Genomic DNA, 21,072 nt, shown 5'->3' with positions numbered 1-21,072 from the left:
CGCCGAGAGGGGGATAGCCCCCGCACGAAGACGCGGGCATGCTCCAGTGCACAGGCATCTGTGCACAGAGCAGTGTGTGACGCATGGCAGAGAAGCCCGGCGGTACCGAAATCACAGAGCTGGCCGCTCTCAAGGCCCTCGCTCAGCCGCGACGCCAGCAGATCCTTCAGCACCTCACCCTGCACGGCCCGGCGACATCCGCGATCCTTGCCCGCGCCCTGGCGCTGAACACCGGCGCCACCAGCTATCACCTGCGTGAACTCGCCAGGTACGGCTTCGTGGAGGGCGCCGCGGCCGAGGAACCGAGCGGCCGGCGGGCGAGGTGGTGGCGGGCCGTTCCCGGCGACCGGCGCTTCCCTCCCCGTTCCCGCCAGAGCCCCGAGGTGCGGCTCGTCATGGACGAGCTGAATCGCCATGCATACGCCGCCGACCTCGCCCTCTTCGAGCGGCTCCAGCGCGACAGTGGCGAGTCGGGTGGCGAACTGGGCGAGTGGGCCGATGCGTTCCCGTACTCGCGGGGTTCCATCCGGCTGACGCTCCCTGAACTCCGCGCGTTCTTCGAGGAGTTCATCGCCCTCATGAACCGCTACAAGCGGCCTGACGCCGACATCCCGCCGGGCGCCCGCACGGTCCACACCCGGCTGCTTGCCTTCCCGGCCCCGCTCCAGTCCCCTGCGAACGACGACGCGGACGACAACAGAAGAGAGACGGACGCATCATGATGCTGCGCTATGCCCTGCGGACTATCCGGGACCGCAAGGGCGGGTTCCTGGGCGCCCTGCTGGCGCTGATGTGCGCCGCCGCCCTCATCACCGCCTGCGGCACCCTCCTGGAGACCGGACTGCGCGGACGGATCGCCACCGAGCGCTATGCCGCAGCTCCGCTCGTCGTCTCCGCCGACCAGAACGTCCACCGGACCACCGTCAAGCACAAGGGCAACGGAGAGACGAAGACCAAGCACAAGGCGAAGGCCGTCGCCGAGCGCGCCTGGCTCCCCGCGGCCACCGCCGACCGGATCCGGCCCCTGGCAGGCGTACACAAGGTGATTCCCGAGCTGACCTTCCTCGCTGAGCCCGTAACCGAGCCCGTTGACCGGCCTTCGTACGGACACTCCTGGGCGTCTGCCTCCCTCACCCCGTTCACGCTCACCACAGGCCAAGCTCCCGCCGCCGCAGACGACATCGTGATCGACCGAGGGTTCGCCGAGCGGGCCGGCCTGAAGCCAGGGGACCGGCTCACTGTGCAGTCCACCGGTGCCCCCCGGCCGTACCGCATCAGCGGCATCGCGGCCCCGGCCGACAGCGGTGAGCTCCAGCAGCAGACCTCCCTGTTCTTCTTCGCCGCCGAGGCCGAGCGGCTCGCCGCCCGCCCCGGCCAGGTCACCGCCCTCGGCGTGCTGCCCGCGCCCGGCACGGACCTCACCGAGCTGAAGCGGCGTGTTGAGCGAGCACTCAAGGGCACCACCGCACAGGTGGCCACGGGTGACGACCGCGGTCCGGTCGAGTTCTTGGACGCCGCGGGCGCCCGTACCAAGCTCGTTTCGATGGGTGGCGCGATGGGCGGTACCTCACTCCTCGTCGCGATCCTCGTGGTCGTAGGCACCTTTGCGCTCTCCATCCAGCAGCGCCACCGAGAACTGGCACTGCTGCGCGCCATCGCCGCCACATCGCGCCAGATACGCCGTCTCCTCGGCCGTGAGGCGCTGATCGTCGGAGCGGTGGCCGGTGTACTGGGCTCGCTGGCCGGACTGCCGCTCGCCACCTGGCTGCACAGCCGATTCATCGACATGGGGGCGATCCCCGCGAACCTGGAACGCACCGCGGGCATCTTCCCGGCCTTCGCCGCCGTCGCCGTCACCCTCCTCGGAGCCTGGGCAGCCGCCAGGATCTCCAGCCGCCGGATCGCCCGTATCCGCCCGGCCGAAGCCATGGCCGAGGCCGCGGTCGAGCGCGACCGGCCGGCCCGGGGCCGGATCGCCGCAGGTCTGGTGCTGCTCGCGGGCGGCGGAGTCCTCGTCGTCGTACTCAGCGGCCTCCATACCGAGGCGGCCTCGACCCCCGTCACCTTCCTGGCCGTCGTGGTGCTGGCCACGGCAGTGTCGCTGCTCGGCCCGCTCCTCATCAGGATGGCGTCGGCGCTGCTCGCGGGACCGCTCCGACTGGCCGGCTTCGGCGGCACTCTCGCCACCGCGAATATCCGCGGGAACTCAACCCGGATGGCCGCCGTCGTCACCCCGCTCACCCTGCTCATCGGGATGACCTGCACGGTTCTCTTCGTCCAGCCGACCCTCGGCGGTGCCGCCCGCACCCAGGCCCGAGAAGGTACCCGTGCCACCTGGGTCCTGGCCGCGCAGGGCCCCGGCATCCCGTCCGTCGCCGCCGAGACCGTCCGTACGACCCAGGGGGTCACGGCCGCCACCGAGGTCGTGCGGACCACCGTCCGGGTCGGACTCGACAAGTACCAGGCCCAGGGCGTCACGCAGGCCGGTCTGAGCCGCACCTGGGATCCTGAGGTGACCGGCGGTTCGCTCGCGGACTTCGTGGCGGATCCCGGCGCCGCCGCGGTCAGTGAACTCGCCGCAGAGCGGCTGGGACTGCACCCCGGCAGCACACTGAAACTGCACCTCGGCGACGGGACGCCCGCCACCCTCACCGTCGCCGCCGTCTACGCCCGCGGCCTGGGCTTCGGCGACCTGACCCTGCCCCACGACCTGGTCGCCCTTCATATGGACAACCCCCTCGCTGCCACGGTCCTGGTCGCCGGGGACAGCGACCGCGGCCCACTCGCTGCCGCGCTGAAGAAGTTCCCCGGCATCGCCGTGCTAGCCCCTGCCACTGCCGACCGGCTCCAGGCGGACCGGCACCAGGAGAACGCCGAGGTCAACTATCTCGCCATGGGTCTGATCCTGGCCTTCACCGCGATCGCGGTCGTCAACACCCTTGCCATGTCGGTGTCCGAACGGATCAAGGAGTTCGCCATGCTCCGCCTGGCCGGTGCCACCCGGCGCCAGGTCCTGCGGATGCTCCGTATCGAGGCCCTGTCGGTCCTGCTGATCGCCGCCGTCCTCGGCACCGGCATCGCACTCGCCGTACTCACCGCCTTCAGCATCGGCATGACCGGCGGTGCGGCACCCACCGTCATGCCGGTGGTGTACGCGACGGTGGTGGGAGCAGCCGCGCTGCTGGTGCTGGTTGCCTCCGCGCTGCCCGGCCGGGTCGCACTGAAGGCCCGCCCGGTGGAGGTGGCTGCTTCCCAGCAGTGACCCGCCGGAGGTGCAGTGCGGGCGGTGTCCCGAGCGGGCATCGCGGCCGCAACTGTCACCCGTCAGGCGCCACCCGCCGCGGGTCGGACTCGGACCGGCAGCCCCGCCGCCCGCCACGCCTGGAACCCGCCGATCAGATCGGTCGCCCGGTGCAGCCCCAACTGCTGCAGGGATGCGACCGCGAGACTCGACGCGTAGCCCTCGTTGCACACCACCACCACCTGCAGGTCATGGCCGACCGCCTCCGGTGCGCGATGGCTGCCCTGCGGGTCCAGCCGCCACTCCAGCTCATTGCGCTCGACGACCAGCGCCCCCGGAATCAGTCCGTCCCGGTCGCGGAGCTCCGCATAGCGGATATCCACCAGCAGGGCCCCGTGCGCGGCGGCGGCCGCAGCCTCGTGCGGACCGATCCGGTCGAATCCGGCCCGGACCCGCTCCAGCAGCTCGTCGATTCCCACCCGCTCCGTACCGCTGTTCAGGTCGCGGCTCACTGCCAGTCCTCCGGGTGCTCGACGTGCTCAAGACGGAGTACCGCGCCCGTGCGGCTGTAGCGCCGGATCCGCGGCAGCGGCGGATAGTACGCATGGACCGAGACGGCGTGCTCGGTGTCGGACTCGTTCAGCACCTCGTGCACATGGTGCCGGCCGAACCCCCTGCCCTGACCGGTCGACAGCTGCCGGGACCGATCGACGCCTTCGGCCAGTTCAAGCGTCTTCCAGCCATCGGTGGGCAGCCGCACCGCGAGCGACTGCTCCTTCAGGGTGCCGGCGGCCGTGGTGAAGGCGCCGAGCGACTCGGCGTGGTCGTGCCAGCCGGTGCCGGTGCCCGGCGGCCAGCCGATCAGCCAGGCCTCGCTGCCACCGGGCCCGTCGAGCCGGATCCAGGTACGGCCTTCGGGATCGAGGGGGAGTGCGGCGATGAGAGCGGTGTCCGCCGCCGTACGGCGGACGAATTCGAGCAGTTCCGCGGCTGTCGGACCGGGTCCGGCACCGGAGTGCGGACCGGAGACAGGCGCGCGCAGGGAGGGTGAAGGAGAGGCAGACACAGGGACCGTCCTGAGAGTTCGCGTGTGATGCCCGGCGTGCGACAGAGCGCGCGCCGCAGCAGGAAGAGGCGATTCAGCAGGACGGACGACACACGCAGCCCGCGTAGCGGACGAGGTCCATATGGACCCTCCGCCACAGGCGCACATCGGTGTCGGTCACGTTTCGGAGTAGAACACGTGCTGCCTGCGGGGGTCAATTGATGTCTGCGGTCTGGTCGGCGCGTACGGACGCACGTGGCTCACCGCCGCGCGCCGCGTCCGCCGCCGCGAATAGTTCCCTCGGCCGGACCCCGCAGAACGACGCCACCAGGTGCCCGTCCGGGCGGACCAGCAGCACGGTGTGGGCCGATGCCCCCGGGTAGGCCTCGGTCACCAGGAGCTCGCCCCTCACCGGCAAGGCGTCGACCGCCTCGACCAGCCGGGGCATCACCCCTGCCATCAGCCAGTGCCGCCGGTCCCACACCCCGGTCCCCGGAGCGACCAGCACCACCAGCAGATGCCCCTGCCCCAGCCGCTCGCGCAGCCGTACGGTCGTGCCGTCGGGCGCCGTCACCCGCACATCGGCAACCGGCGCACCGGGGGGCGTGCCGACCGTTGTGTGCGCCTCGGCGCGTGGAGGCGCAAGGGGGGAGTGCGTGTACGAGGGGGGCGCACCGAGCGGGCCGCAGCCCAGATGACCGTCGGCGAGCAGCGAATCGTGCCCGCGTGCGCTCCCCGGAACCAACGTCCGCAGACCTCCGCCACCACGCAGTATCGGCAACGACTGGTCCGCGGCGCGCAGCCGTGAGGCGACCGCGGCCCGGCGCTCCGCCTGGTAGCTGTCGAGCAGCACGTCAGAGGCGCCGTGATGCCAGGCCTGTGCCAGCTTCCAGGCCAGGTTCTCGGCGTCGCGCAGCCCCTCGTCGAGCCCCTGCGTACCCAGGGCGCCCAGCAGATGTGCGGCGTCCCCGGCGAGGAAGGCCCGCCGGACGCGCCAGCGCCGGGCCAGCCGGTGATGCAGCGTGTACACGCCCGTGTCCAGCAGTTCGTACGGCGGGGTCTCGCCGCTGCACCAGCCCGCGAGGGTGTCCCGCACCCGGGTGATCAGGGCATCGGGCGTGACGAGCTCGCCGCGCGGCGGAAGCAGCCAGTCCAGCCGCCACGCGCCGTCCGGCAGCGGCCGCGCGGTCACCTCTGCGCCGCCGCTGCGCCACGGCGGCAGCCGGTGCAGCACGGCCTGGCCGGGCCAGGGCAGTTCGGTGCGCAGCGCGGCGACGGCATGTCGCTCCACCGCCGTACGCCCCGAGAACCTGATGTCGAGGAGCTTGCGCACGGTGGATCTGGCGCCGTCGCAGCCGACCAGGTAACTCCCGCGCCACCACGTCGAGTCGGGCTCCCTGGTGTGCACCGTGACACCGGCCGGGTCCTGCTCCAGGGTGTCGATCCGGCTGAACGGTGCCATCTGCACCAGTTCCTGCCGGGCGATCGCGTCCCGCAGCCCGCGCATCAGTGCATGCTGCGGCAGATGGACCGGGGCCGGCAGCCGATCACCGTACGGGGCGTCCTCGCCGAGCGGCAGTTCGCTCACCAGCTGCTTGCGCCGCATGGACCGCCAGCCGGACCACCGGACGCCCTCGTCCCGGAGCGTCGTGCACCCGAGCCGTTCCACCAGCGCCGCGGTGTCCTCACGCAGCACCACCGTCCGGGCGGGACGCGTCTCGTCCTTCCCCGCGCCCTCGTCGAGAAGTACGCAAGGGACGCCCTGCGCGGCGAGGGCGAGCGACAGCACCAGGCCGACGGGCCCGGCACCGACGACGATCACCGGGTCCACGGCGCGACTCCCTGGGCCCGTGCCGTCGTAAGGGTGGTGGCGGATGTGGAAGCGAGCGTTCGGTCGGCGATCACAGAACGTATGCAACCCACTGCCGGTGCTTGCGTCAAGTGACACCGGAACGCGGCGAGGGGCGCCGGTGCATGCACCGGCGCCCCTGGGGGAGGTTGTCGACGAACCGTCAGGCGGCGTGTCCGTCATCGACGATGAGCGTCGGCGCACCGATGGTCTCCAGACCGCCGGCGCGTCCGGTACCGACCACGGCGCCCGTGCTCTTCTTCCTGCTCCGCAGCCGGCCCTCCAGCCAGCTCGCGAACGAGGTGAGCGCGAAGTTCACCACGATGTAGATCAGAGCGACGATAGTGAAGCACGCGATGGTGTTCGCGCCGTAGTTCGCACTCATGGGACGGACCGACGCCAGCAGCTCGGGGAAGGTCAGCACCGCGCCACCGAGGGCGGTGTCCTTCACGATGACGACGAGCTGGCTGACGATCGCGGGCAGCATGGCCGTCACGGACTGCGGCAGCAGCACGTACAGCATGGTCTGGCCCTTGCGCATACCGATCGCCTTGGCCGCGTCCGTCTGTCCGCTGGGGAGGGACTGGATTCCGGCCCGTACGATCTCGGCGAGCACCGAGGCGTTGTAGAGCACGAGACCCGTGACCACGGCGTACAGGGGGCGGGATTCGCTGCTGATGGTCGTGTACTCGGAGTACGCCGCGTTCGCGGTGATCATCAGGATCAGCACCGGGATGGCGCGGAAGAATTCCACGACGACGCCGGCCGGCATCCGCACCCACCGGTGGTCCGAGAGCCTGCCGATCCCGAACAGGGCGCCGAGCGGCAAGGCGATGATGAGGGCGAAGAACGCCGCCTTGAGCGTGTTCTGGAGGCCTGGCCAGATGTACGTCTCCCAGGGCAGGGAGCTGGTGAAGAACGGCTTCCACTTGATCCAGTCGAGCTGGTGCTTGGAGGCCAGGCTGTCGTACACCCACCACACGGCGGCAGCGGCGACGATCAGGAACAGGACCGTGTACAGGATGTTGCGCTGCTTTGCGCGCGGCCCCTGGGCGTCGTAGAGGACGGAAGTCATCGCTTCACCGCCACCTTCTTGCTCACCCAGCCGAGGATCAGGCCGGTCGGGAGGGTCAGAACGATGAAGCCGAACGCGAAGACGGCAGCGATCAGGATCAGCTGCGCCTCGGCCTCGATCATGCCCTTCATCAGGTACGCGGCTTCGGCCACGCCGATCGCGGCGGCGACCGTGGTGTTCTTCGTCAGCGCGATCAGCACATTGGCCAGCGGGTTGACGACCGAGCGGAAGGCCTGCGGGAGGACGATCAGGCGCAGTACCTGCGTGAAGCTCAGTCCGAGCGCACGCGCCGCCTCCGCCTGGCCGACCGGCACGGTGTTGATGCCCGAACGCAGCGCCTCACAGACGAAGGCCGAGGTGTAGGCGATCAGCGCGAGGACCGCGAGCCGGAAGTTGATGTCCTTGAAGTCGCTCGCTCCGAGGCTGATGTTGAGCGTCTGGAAGAGACCCAGGGACGAGAAGACGATGATGACGGTCAGAGGAATGTTCCGGACGACATTCACGTAGGCGGTGGCGAAACCGCGCATCAGGGGGACCGGGCTGACCTTCATGCCGGCCAGCAGCGTTCCCCATATGAGGGAGCCGAGGGCGGAGTAGACGGTGAGCTGCACCGTCACCCAGAAAGCCCCCAGCAGGTCGTAACCTTCAAGAAAGTCGAACACGATCTCCCGCGCTTCCGCGTGTAGGAGGGCATGGCGCGCCGCCGCTCACGGACGGCGCGCCGGGTCAGCCCTGCTTCACTTGACGATGTTGCCGATCTTCGGGGCGGCCTCGTTCTTGTAGTTCGCCGGACCGAAGTTGGCCTTCACCGCCTTGTCCCAGGAACCGTCCGAGACCATCTTGGTGAGCGCGTCGTCGATCTTCTTCTTGAGGTCGGCGTCGCCCTTCTTCAGACCGATGCCGTAGTTCTCGTTGCTCATCTTGAAGCCGGCCAGCTTGAACTTCCCCTGGAAGTCCTTCTGCGAGGCGAAACCGGCCAGGATGCTGTCGTCGGTGGTCAGTGCGTCGACCGCCTTGTTCTCCAGGCCGGTGAGGCACTCGGAGTAGCCGCCGTACTCCTGCAGCTGGGCCTTGGGCGCCAGCTTCTCCTTGACGTTCTGCGCCGAGGTCGAGCCGGTGACCGAGCACAGCTTCTTGCTGTTCAGGTCGGCCGGGGACTTGATCGAGTCGTCGTCGGCGCGGACGAGGATGTCCTGGTGCGCCAGCAGGTACGGGCCCGCGAAGTCGACCTTCTGCAGACGCTCGTCGTTGATCGAGTAGGAGGCGGCGATGAACTTGACGTCACCGCGCTCGATCGCCGTCTCGCGGTCGGCGCTCTTGGTCTCCTTGAAGTTGATGTCCTTGGCGTCGTAGCCGAGTTCCTTGGCGATGTACGTGGCGACATCGACATCGAAACCGGTGTACTTGCCGTCGGGCGTCTTCAGACCGATGCCGGGCTGGTCGATCTTGATGCCGATCGTGATCTTCTTGCCGCCGCCCGCCGAGTCGCCGCCCTTGTCATCGGAGGAGCCACAGGCGGTGGCGGTGAGAGCGAGCGCGAGCACGGCGGCCGATGCGGCGGTGACCTTACGAAGCTGCATGGTGAACTTCCCTAGAGTTGACGCGATGTGAGTGAACGGCTGATCCGGAAATCAGTGGTGCAGGATCTTCGAAAGGAAGTCCTTGGCACGGTCACTGCGCGGGTTGCTGAAGAACTGGTCGGGCGTTGCCTCTTCGACGATCTTCCCGTCCGCCATGAAGACGACACGATTGGCCGCCGAGCGCGCGAAGCCCATTTCGTGGGTGACGACGACCATGGTCATGCCGTCCCGGGCGAGCTGCTGCATGACCTCCAGCACCTCGTTGATCATTTCCGGGTCGAGGGCGGAGGTGGGCTCGTCGAAGAGCATGACCTTGGGGTCCATCGCCAATGCCCGTGCGATGGCCACTCGTTGCTGCTGGCCACCGGAGAGCTGGGAGGGGTATTTGTCGGCCTGCGTCGCCACGCCCACCCGGTCGAGCAGTGAACGAGCCTTGTCCTCGGCAGCCTTCTTGTCCGCCTTGCGGACCTTGAGCTGGCCCAGCATCACGTTCTCGAGCACCGTCTTGTGCGCGAAGAGATTGAACGACTGGAAGACCATGCCGACATCGGCACGCAGCCTGGCCAGCTCTTTGCCCTCCTGGGGCAGCGGCTTGCCGTCGATAGAGATCGCGCCCGAGTCGATCGTCTCCAAGCGGTTGATCGTGCGGCACAGCGTGGACTTCCCGGACCCGGAAGGCCCGATGACGACCACGACCTCGCCCCGGGCGATGGTCAGGTCGATGTCCTGGAGCACATGCAGCGCGCCGAAGTGCTTGTTGACGTTGCTCAGTACGACAAGGTCGTTCGCCGCAGGTACGGCATCCTCGGCGGCCTTGGTCACTGAAACTCCGCTCATCGGCTTCTTGCTCCGTCCTCCTCGGTTGGGAAGGACCCTAATGACGCAGTGCGACCACCGTCATTACATCTGAGCGGAAATTGAGCATAACGATCCGGCGGCAACCGGACACACCGCGTGAACGGGACGGTGGAAGAGGTGGCTGGGGCGTACCGGGTGCATAACGGAAACCTCGATGTAATGGGCGGGCTCTTGACTGACGTACCGGTCATCGGCGTGGATGCCCTGATAGACCTTGACGTGAAACACCCCGGTACGGGGAAGTACCGGGAAGTATGGACAAGCGCACGGAAGCGCTTGAAGACAGCGCCGCGGGATAGAGGCCGCATCGCGGAGAGGAAGGGGGGCCATGAGACTCCTGCTCGTCGAGGACGACAACCATGTGGCGGCCGCCCTGTCCGCGGTGCTCGCCAGGCACGGCTTTCAGGTCGTGCACGCGCGCAGTGGCGAGGAGGCCCTGATGGCCCTTCTGCCTGCGGACACGGAACCCTTCGGGGTCGTGCTCCTCGACCTCGGGCTGCCCGACCAGGACGGCTACGAGGTGTGCGGGAAGATCCGCAAACGCACCTCCACGCCGGTGATCATGGTCACCGCGCGGGCCGATGTCCGGTCGCGGATCCACGGCCTCAACCTCGGAGCGGACGACTACGTCGTCAAGCCGTACGACACCGGCGAACTGCTCGCCCGCATCCACGCGGTCAGCAGGCGCAAGTCGGCCGGCGAGGACCCGGTGCCGACGCCCGTCGCCGCCCTGCGGCTCGGCCATGTCCACATCGAGCTCCCGACCCGCCGGGTCAGCGTCGACGGCACCGAAGTCCAGCTCACCCGCAAGGAGTTCGATCTGCTCGCGCTGCTCGCCCAGCGCCCGGGTGTGGTGTTCCGTCGGGAGCAGATCATCAGCGAGGTGTGGCGCACCAGCTGGGAGGGAACGGGCCGCACGCTCGAAGTGCACGTCGCGTCCCTGCGTTCCAAACTGCGGCTGCCCGCACTGATCGAGACCGTGCGCGGGGTCGGCTACCGGCTCGTCGCCCCGTCCGCGTAAGGGCGTACGTCCCAGGTGCGTAACCGTCTCCTTCCCCTGCTCATCATCCTCATGGCGGGCGTGCTGCTCGCCCTCGGCTTCCCGCTGGCCGTCAGCGTGGCCGCCGCTCAGCAGCAGCGCGTCGTGATCGATCGCATCGACGACACGGCACGCTTCGCCGCGCTGGCCCAGTTCGTCGCGGAACAGACCAGCGGCACCGATGAACGGCGTCGCACGCTCCAGGACGAACTCGAGACGTACGACTCGGTGTACGGGATCCGGGCCGGCGTCTTCTATCGCGACGGCAGCGCCATGGCGGTGGCTCCGGCAACCTGGCGGCTCCCGGTCGAGGGGGAGGGGCGCGAGGCGTTCAGCGAGGCGCTCCTCGGGCGCCGCAGCCACGATCCACCACAGGTCTGGCCCTGGCAGCGCGGCCGGGTCGTCGTCGCCTCGCCCGTCGTGCGGGACGGCGATGTGGTCGCCGTCGTGGTTCTCGACTCGCCCACCAGCGAAATGCGCTCCCGGACGATACGTGGCTGGCTGCTGATCGCGATCGGCGAAGTGGTCGCGATGCTGGTGGCCGTCGGTGCCGCGATCCGGCTCACCGGCTGGGTCCTGCTGCCCGTGCAGACCCTGGACGCGGCGGCGCACGACATCGCCAGCGGCCGGATGAGATCCCGGGTGGTGGCCTCCGGAGGGCCACCGGAACTCAGACGCCTGGCCCGGTCTTTCAACGAGATGGCGGACAACGTCGAAGAAGTGCTGGAGCAGCAGCGCGCCTTCGTCGCCGACGCCTCCCACCAGCTGCGCAACCCCCTCGCCGCGCTACTGCTGCGCATCGAGCTCCTCGCGCTCGAACTTCCTGAAGGGAACGAGGAGATCGCCTCCGTCCGTACGGAGGGCAAGCGGCTCGGTCAGGTTCTGGACGACCTGTTGGACCTGGCGCTGGCCGAGCACGCCGCGGCCGATCTCCAGCTCACGGACATCGGCGCGCTCACCGCCGAACGGGTCGCCTCGTGGCGTCCGTTCGCGGAGGAGAACGGTGTACGACTGACAGCGGACGGGGCATCCGCCGTGACCGCCTGGGCGGACCCCATCGCGCTGTCGAGCGCCCTCGACGCCGTCATCGACAACGCGTGCAAGTTCACCCCGGCCGGTGAGGAGGTCCGTGTGACGGTCGCCTCCGGCCGGGAGGACGTCACGGTGGTCGTCGCCGACCGCGGACCGGGCCTCACCGACCAGGAACTGGAGCGGATCGGTGACCGTTTCTGGCGCAGCACCCGGCATCAGAACGTGCGGGGATCCGGCCTCGGGCTCTCCATCTCGCGCGCCCTGCTCGCTGCGGGCGGCGGCTCCCTCACATACGCACCGCACGAGCCCCACGGACTGCGGGTGACGGTGACGGTTCCGCGCAACGGCCCGCACGGCTGACGACGCGCGCGGTACCGGCGCGGGGCCCGCCTTCGTGCGGCCGAGCGGAGAGCGCGGGGGGTTACGAGGGCGCCACCTCCGTACCGAGTGGCTCTCGACCGGGCGGAGGCGCGCGGGACGTCACCTCCCCTGTGTCAGGGTTTGACCGAGCGGTAGTAGCGCCTCGCCCCGTCGTGCAGCTGCAGCGGATTCGTGTAGATCGCCGTCCGCAGGTCCACCAGCTGCGCCGCGTGTACCTCGCGCCCGATGCGGTCCCGGCTGTCGATCACGGTCCGGGTGAACGCCTCGGTCATCGCGTCATCCGTACGGTCTGTGGTGACCACCACATTGGCGACCGCCACCGTCGGCACGGCCTGCCCCTGCTGCGCGTTGCGATAGGCGTCGGCAGGCATCACGGCCGAGCGGTAGTAGCGGGTCGACCCGCCTCCGGCCTGAAGTTGCTTGATCAGCGGGTCCTCCAAGGGCACCAGCCTGATCGCGAACCGGTCCGACAACTCCTGCACCGCGGTGGTCGGCAGCCCGCCGGACCAGAAGAACGCGTCGAGAAGGCCGTTCTCCAGCCGCTTCGGCATCGTGTCGATACCGGCCGGAACCGGAGTGATGTCATGTGTCGGATCAAGACCCGCAGCCGTCATCAGACGGTCGGCGACCAGCCGCACGCCCGAACCCGGCTGCCCCACACCGACCTGCTTGCCCATGAGATCCGAGACCTGCTCCACGTCGGAGTCCCGTGGCACGACCAGCTGGATGTAGTCGTCGTACAGCCGCACGCAGCCGCGCAGTCGTTCGGCACCCGGCTTGTCGTCCCGCAGATACGTGGCCAGGGCGTCGGCCGTGGCGATGGTGAAGTCGGCCTTCCCCGTGGCCACCCGCTCGATGTTCTGCTGGGAGCCCTCCGAGGTCTGCAGCCGTATCGACACCTCTGGCATGTCCGTGGCGAGCGCTCCCTTGAGCCGCTCGCCGTAGCGCTGGTAGACCCCGCTGCGCACCCCGGTGCTGAAGGTCAGAGACCCGCTCGGGGTGGGCTCCCCGAGAGGCAGCACCCACCACAGCAGCAGCCCGAGAACGACGACAGTCGCGGCGCCCCCCTGGAGGGCTCGCCGCCGGCCGGTACGGGACAGTGCATCGAGCATGGCGCGATCCTGCCAGGTCACTGAGCGCGATGGCCAGAGCCGGGCCTGTGGAAGGGGGCGGCGGGAGGGCCGTGCGACCTCGTACCCTGGTGGACGAGATGAGCGAGGTAGAGGGTTTGAAAACGTACGAGGTGCGCACCTACGGGTGCCAGATGAACGTCCACGACTCCGAGCGGCTGTCGGGGCTGCTGGAGGGCGCTGGTTACGTACGTGCGCCCGAGGGCGCCGACGGTGACGCCGATGTCGTTGTCTTCAACACCTGCGCGGTGCGGGAGAACGCCGACAACAAGCTCTACGGCAATCTCGGCCGGCTCGCCCCGATGAAGACGAAGCGGCCCGGGATGCAGATCGCGGTCGGCGGCTGTCTCGCGCAGAAGGACCGCGACACGATCGTCCAGCGGGCCCCGTGGGTCGACGTCGTCTTCGGCACGCACAACATCGGCAAGCTGCCGGTGCTCCTGGAGCGCGCCCGTATCCAGGAGGAGGCGCAGATCGAGATCGCCGAGTCCCTGGAGGCGTTCCCCTCCACCCTCCCCACCCGCCGCGAGTCCGCCTACGCGGCGTGGGTCTCCATCTCCGTCGGCTGCAACAACACCTGCACCTTCTGCATCGTCCCGGCGCTGCGCGGCAAGGAGAAGGACCGCCGCACCGGTGACATCCTGGCCGAGATCGAGGCGCTGGTCGCCGAGGGTGTCTCCGAGATCACCCTGCTCGGACAGAACGTGAATGCGTACGGCTCCGACATCGGGGACCGCGAGGCCTTCTCCAAGCTGCTGCGGGCCTGCGGGAAGATCGAGGGACTGGAGCGGGTCCGCTTCACCTCGCCGCACCCCCGCGACTTCACGGACGACGTGATCGCGGCGATGGCCGAGACACCGAATGTGATGCCGCAGCTGCACATGCCGATGCAGTCGGGCTCGGACACGATCCTGAAGGCGATGCGCCGCTCGTACCGACAGGAGCGGTTCCTCGGCATCATCGAGAAGGTGCGCGCCGCCATGCCGGACGCCGCCATCTCCACCGACATCATCGTGGGCTTCCCCGGCGAGACCGAGGAGGACTTCGAGCAGACCATGCACGCGGTCCGCCAGGCACGCTTCGCGAACGCCTTCACCTTCCAGTACTCCAAGCGACCCGGAACCCCGGCCGCCGAGATGGAGGGGCAGATCCCGAAGGAGGTCGTCCAGGAGCGGTACATGCGCCTGTCCGCCCTCCAGGAGGAGATCTCCTGGGACGAGAACAAGAAGCAGGTCGGCCGGACCCTGGAGGTCATGGTCGCGGAGGGCGAGGGCCGCAAGGACGGCGCCACCCACCGGCTCTCCGGCCGCGCTCCCGACAACCGTCTGGTCCACTTCACCAAGCCGGACGAGGACGTGCGGCCGGGCGATGTGGTGACCGTCGAGATCACCTACGCCGCCCCGCACCACCTGCTCGCCGAGGGTGCGCCGCTGAGCGTACGGCGCACCCGTTCCGGGGACGCGTGGGAGAAGCGCAATGCCACCGAGGCCGCCAAGCCGGCCGGGGTGATGCTGGGCCTGCCCGGCATCGGCGCCCCGGCGCCGCTGCCGGCCGCGTCGGCTCCCGGCTGCGGGTGCGACTGACCGGCAGCAGAAGGCGGTGATCCGCGGGCTGCAGGAGCTCGCGGGCGACGGTAGTCCGCAGGGCGGCAGGAATCCTCAGGCCGTATGACCAGGGGAAACAGTCGACGCAGTACGCTGCGCAGCATGCTTGTCGCCGCAGCTGTCTGCCCCTGTCCGCCCCTGCTGGTACCCGAGGTCGCCGCCGGTGCCGCGTCCGAGCTCGACGCCGCGAGAACCGCCTGCATCGATGCCCTGGGCGTGCTCGCCGCGGCCCGCCCCGACCTGCTGATCGTGATCGGGCCCGCGGATGTCGACGGGCGCGGTCCGCATCCAGAGGGGAGCCAGGGCTCCTTCAAGGGGTTCGGCGTCGACCTCGATGTACGGCTGGGGCTCGGGGGAGACCCCGGCGCTTCGGCGGAGCGTCCGCTTCCACCGTCCCTCGCCGTCGGCGCGTGGCTGCTTGCCCGGGCGGACTGGGCCGACGCCCCGGTCGAGGGTCTCGGGGTGGAGGAGACGCTCGCAGCCGAGCGTTGCGCGAACGCCGGACGGGAGCTGGCGGCCAGGGCAGGCCGGGTGGCTCTGCTGGTCATGGGCGACGGCAGTGCCTGCCGCACGCTCAAGGCGCCCGGCTACCTGGACGAGCGCGCCGTTTCGTTCGACACGGAAGCGTCCCGGGCTCTCGGCGCCGCGGATCTCGCCACGCTGAGCGCGCTGGACGAGTCGCTGGCGTACGAACTGAAGGTGGCGGGCCGGGCGCCCTGGCAGATGCTGGCGGGCGCCGCGGAGGGGGCCGGCCTGAGCGGTCGGCTGCTCTACGAGGACGCCCCGTACGGTGTGGGATACATGGTCGCCACCTGGTTCTGAGAGCGCGTCACCCGGAGCCGGTGTCGCGTGCCCGACGCCCGTGAAGTGATGCAGCTCCACGGACGTCAGGTGTGTGACATGACGTAAGGGCGTCGAGGTCAGGGAGCGGGCGGCATACCGCCCTCGCTCTTGTGGGACAGCCGTTCGACCGCACCTTTGGCCTTTCGTGTGCCGGACTCGATCTTGTCGGTGTACTTGCCCTTGGTCTTTTGATCGACCGTCCGAGCAGCCTTGTCGAGTCCTTGGTCGATCTTGTCCCCATGCTGCTGCGCGAAATCGCCGACCTTGTCTCTTGCCGGGCTGAGCTTGGCCTTCAGACTGTCCATGAGGCCCATCGGACACCTTCTCTGCTGGGGGACCGAGTGCGGGCATCCACTCCGCTCGTCGGTTCTGGAGGACGACCGACGGAACTGTGAAATAACGCCCATATCTGCTCAATATTTTACCCGTGCGGGCGAAATCCCGCGCCGACCGGGAACCTCATTGCGCCACTCGCGGCTCGTGTGCGCGTCGGGAGGCGAACGCCTCCGGCTTCGCGCCGTCACGTAGCCGGCTCGGGAAGCCGGCGCGTAGCTGGTTCAGGAAGGGGTCCGGAGGTTTGCGAGACTGGGGCGGTGAGAAGTCCATCTCCCGCACCGCGGGTCATTGCCGTCGTCGGTCCCACCGCAGCCGGAAAGTCCGATCTGGGGGTATATCTCGCCCAGCAGCTCGGTGGCGAAGTGGTCAACGCCGACTCCATGCAGCTCTACCGGGGGATGGACATCGGCACGGCCAAGCTGACGCTCGCCGAGCGCGGATCCGTACCCCACCGGCTGCTGGACATCTGGGACGTCACCGAGACCGCCAGCGTCGCCGAGTACCAGCGACTGGCCCGCCTCGAGATCGACCGGCTGCTCGCCGAGGGCCGCACCCCCGTCCTGGTCGGCGGCTCCGGGTTGTACGTGAAGGGCGCCATCGACGCCCTGGAGTTCCCCGGTACGGACCCCGGCGTACGCGCCGGGCTGGAGCAGGAACTGGCGGAGCACGGCTCCGGTGCGCTGCACGACCGGCTCGCCGCCGCGGACCCCGAGGCGGGCCGGGCCATCCTGCCGAGCAACGGGCGGCGCATCGTCCGCGCCCTCGAAGTCATCGAGATCACCGGCAAGCCCTTCACCGCCAATCTTCCGGGTGGCGAAGCGGTCTACGACGCCGTTCAGATCGGGGTCGACGTGGCCCGGCCGGAACTCGACGAACGCATCACCCTCCGGGTCGACCGGATGTGGGAGGCCGGGCTCGTGGACGAGGTGCGCGCCCTGGACGCGCAGGGGCTGCGCGAAGGGCGAACCGCCTCCCGCGCGCTCGGCTATCAGCAGGTGCTTGCCGCGCTGGCGCAGGAGTGCACCGAGGACGAGGCGCGCGCCGAGACGGTACGCGCCACCAAACGCTTCGCGCGCCGTCAGGACTCCTGGTTCCGCCGCGACCCGCGTGTCCGGTGGCTGAATGGTGCCGCCGACCACCGCCGGGAACTCCCGCACGAGGCGCTGGCGTTGGTCGAACGAGCGGTTACAGCCTGATCACGTGATGGCATCGGGAAGCCCTGCCCGTCATTTCGGTGACCGGGAGCGTGCCATCATCGAGCATCGATCGACCAGTGGAGTCCGAGTTGGGAGGGCGCGTGGCGATGGAGGCCGGCCCTCGCGACACAGAGCAAGACGCACCGGACACGCAGCACGAGGCGGGACGTCTGAGCCCTGACGGGCCCGACGAGCTCGAGGTGACCCCCGAGGTGGAGGTCGAGCTGCGGCCCGCGCGCCGTCTGCGGATCTGGCAGCTCGCCCCGATCGTCATGCTGGCGGCGGTCGGCTCGCTGATGTTCGCCTTCCCGCTCGCCTTCGAGTTCGGCGACGGCGGTGCGGTCGTCGCCATGCTGGGACTGCTGATCAGCTGCTGCGCCGCCGGCTGGGGCATGATGGCCGCCCGCCGGGTCGGGCACACCTGGCCGGGCCTGCCCGCCAGGGGCATGGGTGAGCGCCCCGACTGGCGCGTGATCGCGCTGTACGTGGCCGTGTGCGGGGTGCTGGTGGCGCTGGCCGTGTGGCGCGTGGCCCGACTGCGCTGACGCGGCTCCCGGGGCGGCCGGCTCACCTGCCGGCCCTTCTCGCCACTGTCGTCCTGCCTCCGTCCTGCCCGTGACTGCGTGGCCCGCCTGCGCCCGCTGTCGGTGCGGCCTCGTACAGTTGCCCTGTGAGCACCTCGCAGATCGCCTTCCTCAAGGGCCACGGCACCGAGAACGACTTCGTGATCGTTCCCGACCCGGACAACGCCGTCGACCTGCCCGCATCCGTCGTCGCCCGGCTCTGCGACCGCCGGGCCGGTATCGGAGGTGACGGGCTGCTGCACGTCGTGCGGTCTGCCGCGCACCCCGAGGCGCGAGCCATGGCGGGCGAGGCCGAGTGGTTCATGGACTACCGCAATGCCGACGGCTCCATCGCCGAGATGTGCGGCAACGGTGTACGGGTCTTCGCCCACTATCTGCAACGCGCCGGGCTTGTCGAGGAGGGCGACCTCGCGGTGGCGACCCGGGGCGGCGTGAAGAAGGTGCACATCGCCAAGGGCGGCGACATCACGGTCTCCATGGGGCGCGCCCTGCTCCCCGGCGCGGGCGTCACCGTCACGGTGGACGGCCGCAGCTGGGACGCCCGGAACGTCAATATGGGCAACCCCCACGCGGTCGCCTTCGTCGACGACCTGGCGCACGCCGGTGAGCTGCGCTCCGTGCCGCCGTTCACCCCCGCAGCCGTCTACCCCGACGGCGTCAACATCGAGTTCGTCGTGGACCGCGGACCGCGCCACGTCGCGATGAGGGTTCACGAGCGCGGTTCCGGCGAGACCCGCTCCTGCGGCACCGGCGCCTGCGCGGTGGCCGTGGCCGCTGCCCGCAGGGACGGCGTCGACCCCACACAGACGGGCACTCCGGTCACCTACACGGTCGATCTGCCCGGCGGCACCCTGGTGATCACCGAGCAGCCGGACGGCGAGATCGAGATGACCGGGGCGGCTGTCATCGTCGCCGAAGGCATGATCGATCCGGCGTGGCTCGAAACGGTGACCGGCTAAAGCTTCGCTCGAATGGGTGATCCGTTTCACGCTGAGCGAGAGCCGGACTCCGCCACGTGGTGGGGTCGGTAGCATCAAGCACCGGCCCGGAGGCGCGTCCGCACCTCCCCACCGCCGGTCGACGTTTGCCGGAGGTGCCCCCATGAGCGCAGAGGCCACCGACCCAGGTGCTCCCGTCCGCAGACGAGGCCGTCCCCGGATCGATCTTCGCAGGCTCGGCCGGGTCGCCCTGCTCGGACCCGTCTCCCGCGACCGGCTGCCCGATGCGATCGGCCATGTCGCCGATGCCCACCGGGCCCATCATCCGGACGCCGACCTGACTGTTCTGCACAAGGCCTACGTCCTGGCAGAGTCCTCCCACCGGGGGCAGATGCGCAAGAGCGGTGAGCCATACATCACGCACCCGCTCGCGGTCACGCTGATCCTCGCCGAACTCGGTGCCGAGACGACGACGCTCACCGCGTCCCTCCTCCATGACACCGTCGAGGACACCGAGGTAACCCTCGATCAGGTGCGGGAGCAGTTCGGCGAAGAGGTCTGCTACCTCGTCGACGGCGTCACCAAACTCGAAAAGGTCGACTACGGTGCGGCGGCCGAGCCCGAGACGTTCCGCAAGATGCTCGTCGCCACCGGGGACGACGTCCGTGTGATGTCGATCAAGCTCGCCGACCGGCTGCACAATATGCGCACCCTCGGGGTGATGCGCCCCGAGAAACAGGCGAGGATCGCCAAGGTCACCCGAGATGTGCTGATCCCGCTCGCCGAACGGCTCGGGGTACAGGCACTCAAGACCGAGCTCGAGGACCTTGTCTTCGCGATCCTCCACCCCGAGGAGTACGAACACACCCGGGCACTGATCGCCGCAGCGTCACCAGGATCGGCCGCCTCGGGTGAAGCGGGCGCCACCGCCACCGACGACCCTCTCTCCACCATCGCCGAGAACGTCAGAGCCGTACTGCGGGACGCCGGCATTCCCGCCGAAGTTCTCATCAGGCCACGCCATTACGTCTCCGTGCACCGCGTCCGGATCAAACGCGGCGAACTGCGCGGCACCGACTTCGGCCGCCTGCTGGTGCTGGTCGGCGAGGACGCCGACTGCTACGGCGTCCTCGGCGAGCTCCACACCTGTTTCACCCCGGTGATCTCGGAGTTCAAGGACTTCATCGCGGCCCCCAAGTTCAACCTGTACCAGTCGCTGCACACCGCTGTCGTCGGCCCGGGCGGCGCGGTCGCCGAAGTACTCATCCGTACGCATCGGATGCACAAGGTCGCCGAAGCGGGCGTGATCGCGCTCGGCAACCCCTACACCGCGGACAGCGCCTCCGCGCCGCAGACGGCCGAACCCGCGGACGGCGAGCGCGCCGACCCGACCCGGCCCGGCTGGCTCTCCCGGCTCCTCGCATGGCAGCAGTCCGCCCCCGACCCGGACACCTTCTGGACCACACTCCGCGCCGACCTCGCCGAGGACCGCGAGATCACGGTCTTCCGCACCGACGGCGGCACACTCGGCCTCCCCGCCGGGGCCAGCTGCGTCGACGCCGCCTACGCGCAGTACGGCGACGAGGCGCACAGCTGCATCGGAGCCCGGGTCAACGGCCGGCTCGCCAGGCTCTCCACCGTGCTCAGCGACGGCGACACCGTGCAGCTGCTGCTGGCCGAGGACGCGACGTCCGGTCCCTCACCCGACTGGCTCGACCACGCCCGTACGCCTGCCGCACGGATCGCGATCACCGGTTGGCTCGGCGCCCACCCGCAGGACCCCCAGGGTTCCTACGGCAGCCGGCCCGCAGGCCGCAGGCCCGAACCGCAGCCGATGGCTCCGGCATCTTCCGGAAGCGACCGGTCCGCCGACCGTGCGGCGACCGTCGTCGTGGGCCGGCCGGACGCCACCGTACGTCTCGCGGGCTGCTGCACACCCGTACCGCCCGACGCCGTCACCGGATTCACCGTGCGCGGCGGAGCCGTCACCGTGCACCGGCAGGAGTGTCCCGCGGTGGCCCGGATGCAGGCCGCCGGCCGGACGCCCGTCGCGGTCGGCTGGGGCGATGCGGCGGCCTGCCGGGTCACTCTCGTCGCCGAGTCCTTCGGACGCCCGCGGCTGCTCGCCGATCTCACCGAGGCCATCGCGACAGCGGACGCCGCGATCATCGCCGCCACCGTCGAACCACCCAGCGAACAGCGCGTCCGGCACACCTACACCCTCCAGCTCCCGGACGCCGCCGGACTGCCCGCGCTGATGCGCGCGATGCGCGACGTGCCGGGGGTGTACGACGTGAGCCGTGCCCAGCACCCGGCCGCCGCCGTCTGAGCCACCGCCTCG

20 protein-coding genes are annotated in these 21,072 nt (G+C 69.7%); 10 read left to right on the top strand and 10 right to left on the bottom strand.

The features are described from left to right. Window positions 1-83 precede the first annotated feature (83 nt). A complete protein-coding gene (locus OHA88_RS15510; protein ID WP_328625978.1) occupies window positions 84-722 on the top strand; it encodes an ArsR/SmtB family transcription factor in 639 nt (212 codons plus the stop codon). Beyond that, the gene (locus tag OHA88_RS15505) at window positions 719-3,262 is read left to right on the top strand and encodes an FtsX-like permease family protein (RefSeq protein ID WP_328625977.1); all 2,544 of its coding nucleotides are present in this window, start codon (window positions 719-721) and stop codon (window positions 3,260-3,262) included. The genes OHA88_RS15510 and OHA88_RS15505 overlap by 4 nt, the downstream gene beginning before the upstream one ends. A gap of 62 nt (window positions 3,263-3,324) precedes the next feature. Here the strand turns inward: OHA88_RS15505 and OHA88_RS15500 are convergent, their stop codons facing one another. The 8 genes from OHA88_RS15500 to OHA88_RS15465 all read right to left on the bottom strand — a co-directional run bounded on the left by OHA88_RS15500 (window position 3,325) and on the right by OHA88_RS15465 (window position 9,627). Beyond that, window positions 3,325-3,753 (bottom strand): rhodanese-like domain-containing protein, encoded by a 429-nt coding sequence (locus OHA88_RS15500; protein WP_328625976.1) that lies wholly within the window; start codon window positions 3,751-3,753, stop codon window positions 3,325-3,327. Then, on the bottom strand, window positions 3,750-4,307 hold the full coding sequence (locus tag OHA88_RS15495) for a cysteine dioxygenase (protein ID WP_443044232.1): 558 nt from the start codon (window positions 4,305-4,307) through the stop codon (window positions 3,750-3,752). Before OHA88_RS15495 ends, OHA88_RS15500 begins: the two co-directional genes overlap by 4 nt. Before the next feature lie 73 nt (window positions 4,308-4,380). After that, window positions 4,381-4,452 carry a putative leader peptide gene (locus OHA88_RS15490; RefSeq protein ID WP_309544753.1) on the bottom strand — a complete coding sequence of 24 codons (72 nt, stop codon included), beginning with the start codon at window positions 4,450-4,452 and terminating at the stop codon, window positions 4,381-4,383. A 48-nt stretch (window positions 4,453-4,500) separates the two neighbouring features. Next, entirely contained in the window at window positions 4,501-6,117 is a 1,617-nt protein-coding gene (locus tag OHA88_RS15485) for an FAD-dependent monooxygenase (RefSeq protein WP_328625975.1), read from the bottom strand. Between the two features lie 181 nt (window positions 6,118-6,298). Further along, the gene (locus tag OHA88_RS15480; protein WP_328625974.1) at window positions 6,299-7,210 is read right to left on the bottom strand and encodes an amino acid ABC transporter permease; all 912 of its coding nucleotides are present in this window, start codon (window positions 7,208-7,210) and stop codon (window positions 6,299-6,301) included. Next, on the bottom strand, window positions 7,207-7,872 hold the full coding sequence (locus OHA88_RS15475) for an amino acid ABC transporter permease (RefSeq protein WP_267001035.1): 666 nt from the start codon (window positions 7,870-7,872) through the stop codon (window positions 7,207-7,209). Before OHA88_RS15475 ends, OHA88_RS15480 begins: the two co-directional genes overlap by 4 nt. Before the next feature lie 75 nt (window positions 7,873-7,947). Then, window positions 7,948-8,790, bottom strand: a complete 843-nt coding sequence (locus OHA88_RS15470) for a glutamate ABC transporter substrate-binding protein (protein WP_328625973.1) — start codon at window positions 8,788-8,790, stop codon at window positions 7,948-7,950. 51 nt (window positions 8,791-8,841) lie between these two features. Next, a complete protein-coding gene (locus tag OHA88_RS15465; protein ID WP_326626708.1) occupies window positions 8,842-9,627 on the bottom strand; it encodes an amino acid ABC transporter ATP-binding protein in 786 nt (261 codons plus the stop codon). 349 nt (window positions 9,628-9,976) lie between these two features. Here OHA88_RS15465 and OHA88_RS15460 point away from each other — a divergent pair, with 349 nt between their 5' ends. Both OHA88_RS15460 and OHA88_RS15455 read left to right on the top strand, forming a co-directional pair. After that, complete coding sequence (locus tag OHA88_RS15460) at window positions 9,977-10,669, top strand: response regulator transcription factor (protein WP_328625972.1); 693 nt, start codon at window positions 9,977-9,979, stop codon at window positions 10,667-10,669. Window positions 10,670-10,684: 15 nt separating this feature from the next. Further along, window positions 10,685-12,079: a sensor histidine kinase gene (locus tag OHA88_RS15455; RefSeq protein ID WP_328625971.1), complete on the top strand. Its 1,395-nt coding sequence runs from the start codon at window positions 10,685-10,687 to the stop codon at window positions 12,077-12,079. 134 nt (window positions 12,080-12,213) lie between these two features. Here the strand turns inward: OHA88_RS15455 and OHA88_RS15450 are convergent, their stop codons facing one another. After that, window positions 12,214-13,212 carry a TAXI family TRAP transporter solute-binding subunit gene (locus OHA88_RS15450; RefSeq protein ID WP_328625970.1) on the bottom strand — a complete coding sequence of 333 codons (999 nt, stop codon included), beginning with the start codon at window positions 13,210-13,212 and terminating at the stop codon, window positions 12,214-12,216. 98 nt (window positions 13,213-13,310) lie between these two features. Between OHA88_RS15450 and miaB the strand changes: the two genes are divergently transcribed. Both miaB and OHA88_RS15440 read left to right on the top strand, forming a co-directional pair. After that, complete coding sequence (gene miaB, locus OHA88_RS15445) at window positions 13,311-14,813, top strand: tRNA (N6-isopentenyl adenosine(37)-C2)-methylthiotransferase MiaB (protein ID WP_326626700.1); 1,503 nt, start codon at window positions 13,311-13,313, stop codon at window positions 14,811-14,813. A gap of 123 nt (window positions 14,814-14,936) precedes the next feature. After that, window positions 14,937-15,656, top strand: a complete 720-nt coding sequence (locus OHA88_RS15440) for a class III extradiol dioxygenase subunit B-like domain-containing protein (protein ID WP_328625969.1) — start codon at window positions 14,937-14,939, stop codon at window positions 15,654-15,656. A gap of 98 nt (window positions 15,657-15,754) precedes the next feature. On the opposite strand, the gene OHA88_RS15435 is transcribed toward OHA88_RS15440, so the two are convergent. Then, window positions 15,755-15,982: an antitoxin gene (locus OHA88_RS15435; protein ID WP_267001019.1), complete on the bottom strand. Its 228-nt coding sequence runs from the start codon at window positions 15,980-15,982 to the stop codon at window positions 15,755-15,757. A gap of 288 nt (window positions 15,983-16,270) precedes the next feature. On the opposite strand from OHA88_RS15435, the gene miaA reads away from it, so the two are divergent. The 4 genes from miaA (at window position 16,271) to OHA88_RS15415 (ending at window position 21,060) form a co-directional block, all read left to right on the top strand. Then, window positions 16,271-17,209 carry a tRNA (adenosine(37)-N6)-dimethylallyltransferase MiaA gene (gene miaA / locus OHA88_RS15430; protein WP_328625968.1) on the top strand — a complete coding sequence of 313 codons (939 nt, stop codon included), beginning with the start codon at window positions 16,271-16,273 and terminating at the stop codon, window positions 17,207-17,209. Window positions 17,210-17,316: 107 nt separating this feature from the next. Next, entirely contained in the window at window positions 17,317-17,754 is a 438-nt protein-coding gene (locus OHA88_RS15425) for a hypothetical protein (protein ID WP_093777337.1), read from the top strand. A 125-nt stretch (window positions 17,755-17,879) separates the two neighbouring features. Further along, complete coding sequence (dapF, locus tag OHA88_RS15420) at window positions 17,880-18,752, top strand: diaminopimelate epimerase (RefSeq protein WP_328625967.1); 873 nt, start codon at window positions 17,880-17,882, stop codon at window positions 18,750-18,752. 142 nt (window positions 18,753-18,894) lie between these two features. Then, on the top strand, window positions 18,895-21,060 hold the full coding sequence (locus OHA88_RS15415; RefSeq protein WP_328625966.1) for a RelA/SpoT family protein: 2,166 nt from the start codon (window positions 18,895-18,897) through the stop codon (window positions 21,058-21,060). The last annotated feature ends 12 nt before the right edge of the window (window positions 21,061-21,072 follow it).

This window comes from Streptomyces sp. NBC_00353 (genome assembly GCF_036108815.1).
Taxonomy (GTDB): Bacteria; Actinomycetota; Actinomycetes; order Streptomycetales; family Streptomycetaceae; genus Streptomyces.
Note: the sequence above shows the minus strand (reverse complement) of the source record. Positions and strands in the feature narration are given on the sequence as shown.

Bases quoted from the DNA above. Each gene is read 5' to 3' on its own strand.
- OHA88_RS15435 (WP_267001019.1), bottom strand. From the start codon at position 15,982: ATGGACAGTCTGAAGGCCAAGCTCAGCCCGGCAAGAGACAAGGTCGGC.
- OHA88_RS15415 (WP_328625966.1), top strand. From the start codon at position 18,895: ATGAGCGCAGAGGCCACCGACCCAGGTGCTCCCGTCCGCAGACGAGGC.
- OHA88_RS15440 (WP_328625969.1), top strand. From the start codon at position 14,937: ATGCTTGTCGCCGCAGCTGTCTGCCCCTGTCCGCCCCTGCTGGTACCC.
- OHA88_RS15450 (WP_328625970.1), bottom strand. From the start codon at position 13,212: ATGCTCGATGCACTGTCCCGTACCGGCCGGCGGCGAGCCCTCCAGGGG.
- OHA88_RS15470 (WP_328625973.1), bottom strand. From the start codon at position 8,790: ATGCAGCTTCGTAAGGTCACCGCCGCATCGGCCGCCGTGCTCGCGCTC.
- OHA88_RS15480 (WP_328625974.1), bottom strand. From the start codon at position 7,210: ATGACTTCCGTCCTCTACGACGCCCAGGGGCCGCGCGCAAAGCAGCGC.
- OHA88_RS15505 (WP_328625977.1), top strand. From the start codon at position 719: ATGATGCTGCGCTATGCCCTGCGGACTATCCGGGACCGCAAGGGCGGG.
- OHA88_RS15425 (WP_093777337.1), top strand. From the start codon at position 17,317: ATGGAGGCCGGCCCTCGCGACACAGAGCAAGACGCACCGGACACGCAG.
- OHA88_RS15460 (WP_328625972.1), top strand. From the start codon at position 9,977: ATGAGACTCCTGCTCGTCGAGGACGACAACCATGTGGCGGCCGCCCTG.
- miaB (WP_326626700.1), top strand. From the start codon at position 13,311: ATGAGCGAGGTAGAGGGTTTGAAAACGTACGAGGTGCGCACCTACGGG.
- OHA88_RS15465 (WP_326626708.1), bottom strand. From the start codon at position 9,627: ATGAGCGGAGTTTCAGTGACCAAGGCCGCCGAGGATGCCGTACCTGCG.
- OHA88_RS15510 (WP_328625978.1), top strand. From the start codon at position 84: ATGGCAGAGAAGCCCGGCGGTACCGAAATCACAGAGCTGGCCGCTCTC.